We start from the raw sequence: 5465 nt of genomic DNA on the forward strand, positions 1-5465 counted from the left end.
AGAAAGCATGTTGTTTCCCACCGAGTAGAATGGTATGCCAAAAAAGCCGGACGGCCCACCGGTAATCGGAGTGAGGTTTATCACAAGCATCCAGACTATCTGTCCGAAAGCAATTGTCACAAGTGAGAGGAAGAAAGCCTTGAGCTTGAACGAGGGAATACTTAGAAGAAATCCGGCGACGACACTGATGACAATTCCCGCGATTACTCCGACTGTAATTGGCATTCCGAGCTTCACAGTGAAGTATGCCGAAGTGTAGGCCCCTATTGCGTAGAAGCCGGCCTGTCCGAGCGATATCTGGCCGGCGAAACCAGTCAGAAAGACCAGTCCGGTAGCGAGAATCGCGTGGATTAGGGCTCTGTTCATCAGGTAGAGATGGTACGAATTTTTGGTGAAAATGGGAAACAGTATTATGAGTAGAATTGCCCCGAGAATGAATATCAACTTCTTCATCTTGCACCCCCTATATCTTCTTTCTCTTCCAGTTGAATATTCCGGAAGGTTTCAGTATCAGAACGGCAACAAGAACCGAGAAGGATATTATGTCTCTGTATGTGGAGGATATGTAGAGGGTTGAAAAGTTTTCAAGGAGGCCAAGAGATATTCCCCCGAGTATCGTTCCGTAAGGATTGGTCAATCCTCCAAGTACGGCCGAAGCAAAGCCTTTAACCCCTATCGAGCCTCCCCCAAGTTCGAGAGAGACGAAGTAAATGGGCGCAAGAAGTATTCCGGCAATTCCCACTACTACTGTCGCGAGAATGAAGGATAGAGAGGTCGTTACCTTCACGTCAATTCCCATGAGAGCAGCCGCTTCCCTGTTCTGAGCAGCTGCGCGGAATGATTTCCCGATAAGCGTTTTGTTTAGAATGAAATAGATGAAGACCATAAGGATTGCAATTACGAGATATATGTTCAAGTAGAGCGAGGGAATTCTTATTCCTCCGAGCGAAATGAAGTCGTTGCTTCCCCCGAATACCGGCGGAAATGGCTTCGGTAGAGCCCCGTAAGTAACAATTATCAAGTTGAGCCAGAAGGTGCACAGCATAAGCGTGGCGACCACGAATTCGAGACGTCCGCCTCCACGCTTCCTTATGGGCTCATATATGAAGGCTCTCAATCCCAACCCATAGAGCGCTATAACGGCTATAGACAAAACGAAAGAGATGAAAAAACCCAAGTTCAGTTGAGTATAGAAACTGTAGAAGAGATAGGCTCCCAACATCGCCGACGATATGTTGGCAAAGTTTATTCTTGAGATCGTCAACCAGAGGAAAACTACTCCCAGTCCTACGAGTCCATATGTGGCACCGATTGAAGCCCCTGAAACAATATTCTGGAGAATGTCTTGAAGCATTGTTCACACTCCTTGTAAGGAAAGTAAACGGGAGGCAGGCAGAGCGCCCCCTCCCGCAAAGAGGCTTAGTACAACTTAGTGATTATCTGCCAGTCTTTTCCGTCGAACTGTGAAATCAGACATACATTGGTGAAATTATGGTGTTCATCGCACTTCAGTTCGCCCTGCACACCGACAATTGTGGCTTCATTTGCAAGGTATTCCGCAAGCTTTGTTCCGTCAGTTCCTACATTTCTTATTGCATCTGCGAGCAAATACATTCCGTCATAGTAAGCCTGTCCCGGGTCACTAGGTTCCTTGCCGTCCCATCTGGCCATGTAGGCTTCAACAAAAGCCTGAACAGCAGGATCGGGATCGACCGGGTTGAATCCCTGTACTGAATACACACCTACAGCCGCTTCAGGAGCTAGGTCTGTGAATGCGGGAACACCCCATGCAGAGAATCCGATAATCGGCACATCGATCTGTAACTGTCTCAGCTGATTAACAGACACCGCTGCTTCTGATTCGTGTGTAAGTCCTATTAGTCCATCGAATCCAGCGTTCTTCATCTTCAACAACTGTCCGGTTGCATCCTTGTCGCCTTCTTTGATCTGTTCCAATGCCACTATTTCGATTCCGTACTTCGGGAACTCCTCTTTGGCAACTTCAAGAGCAGCAATACAGTAGTCGGTTGAGCCGTATATAATTCCAGGTTTCTCGATTCCAAGAACCTCAACTGCGTACTTCACCAGCTGAATAACCTTGACCTTGTCGTCGGCTCTGAGTCTGAAAAGGAAATCGTTGGGAATTACCGAGTACCTGAATGAAGGAGAGGTCGCTCCGACTAGCATTGGAACCTTTGCCTGCTGCGCGAGTTGGTGAACGCCGATGACTGAACTGCTCATGTTCGGTCCAAATACGGCTACAACGTTGTCCTGAAAGAGAGCTCTTCTTATAACATTTGCAGCCGTGCTTGGATTAGCTGCGTCGTCATAGACAACCATTTCGAGCAGATCCCCGTTGACCCCACCAGCAGCGTTGATCTCTTCGAGCGCTAACTGCGCGCCCATCTTGATGTAGTCGCCAAGAATAGAACCCAGTCCTGTGAATGGTGCAACCAATGCAACCTTGATCGTTGCGCCAAACGCAGCAACCCCAATTAGCATGACCATTGCGACTACGAGTACCTTTTTTAACTTCATCCAAACACCTCCATGTGCGGGACCGTCATAGAACGCCCCGTTCTTTGGGAAGAAAGATTAACAAATAATGAACACGATGCATTATACATCATGCAAAGTGTACCATCTCTTTCGTGCACATCGCCAATGCCGTTATAGTCGATCACGATCAAACAGGAGAAAATAACACTGATTATCTGGCTATAGTTCGACGGTTTGCAGATGCAAATAGTTTTCCTGCGGTGAGTATCGACAATAATTGCTCCAATTATGATGAAAAATGGAAATCCTTCGTCTCGGAAGAGTCTTTCTGAGAGCCGTCTTTGCTGTTTGCGCTTCTTGGAAATTCTGCAAAGGGCTCATTGTACAACTTGTTCTTGCTCTACACTGCGCTTGGTTTATAATAGTTGTGTGTTAACTCGTTATTTTTGAAATAGTCTTCCCTGGGGGTGTTGTCTGTGAGGGTGTGCTTTCTGATGATTCTTTCTTTGGCCCTGGTTTCAACTATGATAGCCGTGGAGATCGATCTGGGAATGAGTGTGGATGTTACTCAATCTGATCAAAACAGCCTTAGCTGTGCCAGGCTTTCACTTCTCGGCAGTATTGGGCCAATCTCTCTGGATATTCCTGTCGCTCAAGTATGGCCTTCAGAAAGAAGGATTGAATTTGCAGATCCGTTTTTGAGTTATGTTGGTCTTAATCTGAAGCTTCCTATTACCGTTCTATACATAAAAGCCGGTTTAGGTGTTCAGGTAAGGGGAGTGATTGACGTACTTGGAGGGAAAATCGAAGGCTGGGATCTTCCAGCCAGAGTTAGGGCTGGCTTCGGCGTTTCCGATTCCGGTCTTTTTCTTGAGGGCGGTTTGAATTTCGATTTCAGCCCGTCACTAGAAAATATGGAATTCTGTCCTTACATTGCGGCCGGATTTGTTTTCTAGCTAATTGACCTTGAGTAATCTAGAGAACTCTTCTTTAGTATTTTCATACGCATCGCTAGTGAGCCATCTCTGCCAGCCGTATTTTCTGTAGATGTCTCTGACTTGAAAAATGTAGTTCATCGGATCTATGTGTACTTCTTCGACCCTTTTTGAAAGCTCGAAGGCAACTCTGGCTGCGTTCATCGGGAGAATCGGACCGACGAAGGCGCCAACTTTGATGTCGTTGGCAATAAGCATGTCGATTGTCTCAAGTCTCTCTTCAAAGGTAGATGAACCGGGTTCAAGGATCTTTCTGACATCGTTCATGTCCGTAGTGATCGTTATCAAAACCCTTGCTTCTCCTTCGGAGGCTCTAGGCAGGTCAATATCTCTTCTAAGCAAAGCGGACTTTGACATTAAGAATACGGGAATACGATGAGAGATAAGTATTCTCAGAATTTCACGGGTGATCGCATACTTCTCTTCAATATGCTGATATGGATCACAGGCCGTACTGAGAAACACGGCGCGCTTGGGATGGTGAGTGATCTCTTTCCTCAGAAGAGAGACAATATTCTTACGAACCTGAACGTCTCTGCCCCATCTGCCGCGGCTGTACTTGAAAGAGCCGATAAACCTTGCAAAACAGTACTTGCAGCCGATTGTGCATCCAACATAAGGATTGACCGTGAAATCCGTCAATGGGATGCTTGATTTTGTAAGGGCTCTGCTTGCTCTTATCTCTTCAATCATATACAGATCGATTCTACATTGTTTCTCTTTGCGAATGCGTTTTCGAAAGTGCATATGCGTCGCTTCATCTATTCTGTAATGATATAATTAACCAAAATAGGAGGTGTTACTGTGTTGAGGGTTATCAGTACTGACAAGGCGCCGGCAGCGGTTGGACCATATTCTCAGGCGATAGCGGCCGGTGGTTTTCTCTTTGTTTCTGGACAGATCCCCCTCAACCCGTTGACCGGTGAACTGGTGACGGATTTCGAAGGAGCATGCAGACAGTCACTGGAGAATTTATTCGCGGTTATCGCCGCCGGCGGGTCGAGTCTGGACAATATCGTGAAAGTGAACATCTATGTTAGAGATATGGGGAAATTCTCGATTCTAAACGAAATCTACATGACGTATTTCAAGGAACACAAGCCCGCGAGAGCTGTCGTTGAAGTCTCTAACTTGCCCAAGAATGCGCCGGTAGAAATGGAAGCTGTGGCGATAATTCCGTAATCAGGAGGATATTATGGGTATTTCTATAAAACTGCCCGACGGGTCCATTAGAGAATACGGGCACAGTGTGGCGCCAGAGGAGATTGCAAGAGACATCTCCGAAGGTCTTGCCAGGCGAACTTTCGGTGCGATAGTCAATGAAGAGCTGTGGGATCTGGAAAGACCTATTGAGAGTGATGCTTCGGTTAGACTGGTACTTGATAAGGATCCTGAAGCTGCAGTATTCTTCAGACATACAATGTCGCATATTCTGGCTCAGGCAGTAATGAGGATCTATGGCAAGGAGAAAGTCAAGCTTGCCATAGGACCTACAATTGAGAATGGATTTTACTACGACATAGATCTAGGCGATACGAGAATTACTGAAGAGGATTTGCCGAAGATTGAATCAGAGATGGAGAAGATAATCAAGGAGGATCTCACGGTGGAGAGGTTCGAGCTGCCCGTGAGTGATGCATTAGCTCTCATGGATAAGGAGGGCCAGCCCTATAAGGTGGAGCTTATTGAGGATCTTATAAAGGACACCGGGGCTAAGACTGTCACATTCTACAGGCAAGGCGAATTTGTCGATCTTTGTAGGGGTCCTCACGTTTCCTCTACTGGCAAGGTTAAGTATTTCAAGCTCACTTCCGTATCCGGTGCGTACTGGAGAGGCGATGAAAACAACAAGATGCTTCAGAGAGTTTATGGAACGGCCTTCGCGAAGAAGAGCGATCTCGAGGATTATCTTGAGAAGATTGAAGAGGCGAAGAAGAGGGATCACAGGAAGCTTGGTCCGGCGCTTGGCCT

At 46.7% G+C, this 5465-nt stretch carries 7 protein-coding genes; 3 read left to right on the plus strand and 4 right to left on the minus strand.

The window, feature by feature from the left end; genetic code table 11:
- The 3 genes from ENN47_10735 to ENN47_10745 all read right to left on the minus strand — a co-directional run.
- The coding region (locus tag ENN47_10735) for a branched-chain amino acid ABC transporter permease (protein HDP78633.1) at window positions 1–453 on the minus strand (453 nt) is incomplete at its 3' end.
- A gap of 10 nt (window positions 454–463) precedes the next feature.
- Window positions 464–1354: a branched-chain amino acid ABC transporter permease gene (locus tag ENN47_10740; protein HDP78634.1), complete on the minus strand. Its 891-nt coding sequence runs from the start codon at window positions 1352–1354 to the stop codon at window positions 464–466.
- A gap of 65 nt (window positions 1355–1419) precedes the next feature.
- Window positions 1420–2538 (minus strand): branched-chain amino acid ABC transporter substrate-binding protein, encoded by a 1119-nt coding sequence (locus ENN47_10745; protein ID HDP78635.1) that lies wholly within the window; start codon window positions 2536–2538, stop codon window positions 1420–1422.
- A 455-nt stretch (window positions 2539–2993) separates the two neighbouring features.
- On the opposite strand from ENN47_10745, the gene ENN47_10750 reads away from it, so the two are divergent.
- Window positions 2994–3455, plus strand: coding sequence for a hypothetical protein (locus ENN47_10750; protein HDP78636.1), 462 nt, complete (start codon window positions 2994–2996; stop codon window positions 3453–3455).
- Here ENN47_10750 and ENN47_10755 read toward each other — a convergent pair whose 3' ends face one another.
- Window positions 3456–4187 (minus strand): radical SAM protein, encoded by a 732-nt coding sequence (locus ENN47_10755; protein ID HDP78637.1) that lies wholly within the window; start codon window positions 4185–4187, stop codon window positions 3456–3458.
- Window positions 4188–4298: 111 nt separating this feature from the next.
- Between ENN47_10755 and ENN47_10760 the strand changes: the two genes are divergently transcribed.
- Window positions 4299–4676 carry a RidA family protein gene (locus tag ENN47_10760; protein HDP78638.1) on the plus strand — a complete coding sequence of 126 codons (378 nt, stop codon included), beginning with the start codon at window positions 4299–4301 and terminating at the stop codon, window positions 4674–4676.
- A gap of 13 nt (window positions 4677–4689) precedes the next feature.
- The coding region (locus ENN47_10765) for a TGS domain-containing protein (GenBank protein ID HDP78639.1) at window positions 4690–5465 on the plus strand (776 nt) is incomplete at its 3' end.

The organism is Mesotoga infera (assembly GCA_011045915.1).
Classification (GTDB): Bacteria; Thermotogota; Thermotogae; order Petrotogales; family Kosmotogaceae; genus Mesotoga; species Mesotoga infera_D.